The organism is Luteibacter sp. P4_D7_3, assembly GCF_056401735.1.
Genome location: NZ_JBFUIT010000412.1, coordinates 1 through 2,944 on the forward strand (window position 1 = coordinate 1; position 2,944 = coordinate 2,944).

At 67.2% G+C, this 2,944-nt stretch carries 3 protein-coding genes; 2 read left to right on the forward strand and 1 reads right to left on the reverse strand.

Annotated elements, in window-relative coordinates:
- Nucleotides 1–1,458 (forward strand): DNA repair protein RecN (gene recN / locus AC1DSN_RS20785; RefSeq protein ID WP_477332601.1); only part of this gene is annotated, 1,458 nt, incomplete at its 5' end.
- A gap of 64 nt (nucleotides 1,459–1,522) precedes the next feature.
- Here the strand turns inward: recN and AC1DSN_RS20790 are convergent.
- Nucleotides 1,523–2,152, reverse strand: a complete 630-nt coding sequence (locus tag AC1DSN_RS20790) for a response regulator transcription factor (protein ID WP_063572096.1) — start codon at nucleotides 2,150–2,152, stop codon at nucleotides 1,523–1,525.
- Nucleotides 2,153–2,239: 87 nt separating this feature from the next.
- Between AC1DSN_RS20790 and AC1DSN_RS20795 the strand changes: the two genes are divergently transcribed.
- A partial coding sequence (locus tag AC1DSN_RS20795) for an MASE1 domain-containing protein (RefSeq protein WP_477332603.1) occupies nucleotides 2,240–2,944 on the forward strand: 705 nt, incomplete at its 3' end.

A 2,944-nucleotide genomic window follows, 5' to 3' on the forward strand; every position in this document is an offset into this window, starting at 1 on the left:
GGCCTGCCCGAGGCCACCGAATGGCTGCGCCAGGAAGAACTGGACGACGGCGAGACCTGCCAGCTGCGCCGCGTGATCCGCGTCGAAGGCAGCTCGCGCGGCTGGATCAACGGCCGCCCGGCGAGCCTCGCCCAGATGTCGGCGCTGGCTGCGCTCATCGTTGAGATCCACGGTCAGCACGAGCACCAGGCCCTGCTTTCGCGCCAGCATCAGATGGCCTTGCTGGACGCCTACGCCGGCAACGAGGTGCTGCAGACGAGCGTTCGCGAGACCGCGAAGTCGTGGCGTGAGGCTGTCGCCCGCATCCGCACGCTCTCCGGTGGTGACGATCGCGAGCGTCAGATCGAGTTGCTCGCCCACGAACTGGAAGAACTGGATCGGTGGGCCCTGGTCCCCGCCGCGCTGGAAGAACTCGAAGCGCAGCATCGCCGCCTGGCCAACGCCGGAAGGCTGGCCGAAGGCGCCAATGGCGTGGTCGAAATCCTCGATGGCGAGAGTGAGTTCGCGGTCGGTCGCGCCCTGCTCCGCGCTCATGCCGAGCTGTCGCGACTTGCCGAACTAGATGCCTCGCTGGTCCCTACCCTCGAATTGCTCGACAGCGCCCAGATCCAGCTGGGCGAAGCCGTGGACGGTCTGGGCCGCTACGCCCAGGACGTGGAACTCGACCCCGAACGCCTCGCCGAGGTCGACACCCAGCTCACACACCTGCACGACCTCTCGCGCCGTTACCGGCTGCCGATCGAGGAACTGACGGTGAAGGCTGAGGAGATTCGCGAGCGCCTCGCCGAGCTCGAAGGCGCCGGCGATGCCCTGGATCGCCTCGGACGTGAGCGCGATCGCCTGCACAAGGCGTATGACGAAGCGGCGGCCGCCTTGTCGGCCGCGCGCTTTGCCGCCGCCGGTCGCCTTGGCACCTCGGTGGCTGCGCTGATGGGCGAGCTCGGCATGGCCGGCGGTCGCCTGGAAGTCTCGCTGGAGCGCGTGGACGGCGACGAACCCGATCCACAAGGTCGTGAGCGCTGCGAACTGCTGGTCAGCGCCAACCCCGGCCAGCCGCCGCGCCCGCTGCGCAAGGTGGCCTCGGGTGGCGAACTCGCCCGCATCAGCCTGGCCATCGAAGTGGCTACGCTGGGCAACGACAACATCGGCTGCATGATCTTCGACGAAGTGGACACCGGCATCGGTGGCGCCGTCGCCGAAGTGGTCGGTCAGAAACTGCGTGCGCTCGGCGAGCGGGTCCAGGTGATGTGCGTCACCCACCTGCCCCAGGTGGCCGCCCAAGGCCACGCGCACCTGCAGGTCGCCAAGGAAAGCGATGGCGAAGCCACCCGCACGCGCATCCACACCCTGGACGCCGCGGGCCGGCGCGACGAGCTCTCACGCATGCTCGGCGGCGTGGAAATCACCAAGGAAACCCGCGCCCACGCCAAGAAGATGCTCGACCGAGCACAGGGCTAACCCTTGGCTTTTAGCTCTTGTAGGAGCCGATTCATCGGCGAAAACCAGGTTGCGGCAACCCCGATCAGGCGCGAATAAGCCCCCGCTCCTGCGCCATCCGATAAAGATCCAGCTCGGACCCCGCGTTGAGCTTGTTCATCACCGCCGCGCGGTGGATATAGATCGTCTTCTGCCCGATACCAAGCTCCGCAGCCACCTGCTTGGGTGCCCGCCCTGCCGCTAGCAGCAGGAAGACCTCACGCTCGCGCGCCGTCAGGCGACTGAATGGATCGAGGTCCACCGACGACCGGCCGGAACGGCGCTCACGCAGGTCCGAGCTCAGATACTGCTCGCCCGCCAGCACGGCGCGCACCGCCACGACCAGCTCCTCGGGCGCCACGCCCTTGGTGACATAGCCGCGGGCACCGCGACGCAGCGCCTCGGAAACATAAGGCTCGCCGTCGTGCATGCTCAGCACCACGATCTTCATGTCCGGCGAAATACTCGCCAGGTGCTCGATCAACGGAAGCCCGCTGCCATCGGGCAAGGAGAGATCCACCGCGACCAGGTCGGGAAGATGCTGGGTCACAGCGTCCACCGCCTCGTCGGCGTTCCTTGCCTCAGCGACGACGTCGAGGTCAGGTTCCAGCTCGATGAGGCGTTTGAAACCCTCACGAACGATGGCGTGGTCATCTACAAGGACGATTCTTGGCATGGACAGAATGTAGCAGGCTCGCCCGACGCGTGCGTATGGGTGGAACCGTGCAACGTCATCTGAGGTTCGCCGTGTAACATTCGGGGAATGCGACTAAACGCCGTCTCCCGGTTCGCCGGCCCTCTGTTTGCCCTCGTCTATGCCGCGGCCTGGATCCTGCTGTGGCCGACGGAACAGCCCTATTGGGTGCTGCCCTTCGGCCTGCGCTTCGGCGCCCTGCTCCTCATGCGGACCCGGAACTGGTTCTGGATCCTCGGCGCCGAGATCCTCGCCAGCACGTTTTGCGAGTGGCGTAGCGGACTGCCGATCGGCGGTGCCGGCTTCGTGCTGGGCGACGCGCCCGAGCCGCTGATGGTCGCTGCCTGCCTCTGGCTGCTGCGTCGCGCCCACCTGCATGCCAGCCTGAATACCCCGGAAGACGTCGCCCGCCTGCTGCTGTCGGCMATGGTCACGGCCACCGTCGCCACCGCCGGCAATGCCGCGATGATGGCCTCGCTGCATCCGGCGGCCCCCGTGGAAATGCTCGGCACCACCTTCGGCAGCGATCTCCTCGGTAACTACCTAGGCGTGCTGCTCGTCGTCCCGGTGATGATCCTGATCTTCCGCGAACGGCCCACCCAGTCCGCCCTCGCCGAGCTGCTCCTGGACGGCTTGCTGGTGATGCTGCCCTCGCTGGCGATCCTGATCACCCTGGCCGAATACTCGCCCCAGCCGCAGTTCGCGCGGGTGTTGTCGCTGGCGCCGGTGCTGTTCTTCGCCTTCCGCCATGGCTGGCGCGGCGCAGGCCTCGCC

Bases quoted from the DNA above. Each gene is read 5' to 3' on its own strand.
- AC1DSN_RS20790 (WP_063572096.1), bottom strand. From the start codon at position 2,152: ATGCCAAGAATCGTCCTTGTAGATGACCACGCCATCGTTCGTGAGGGT.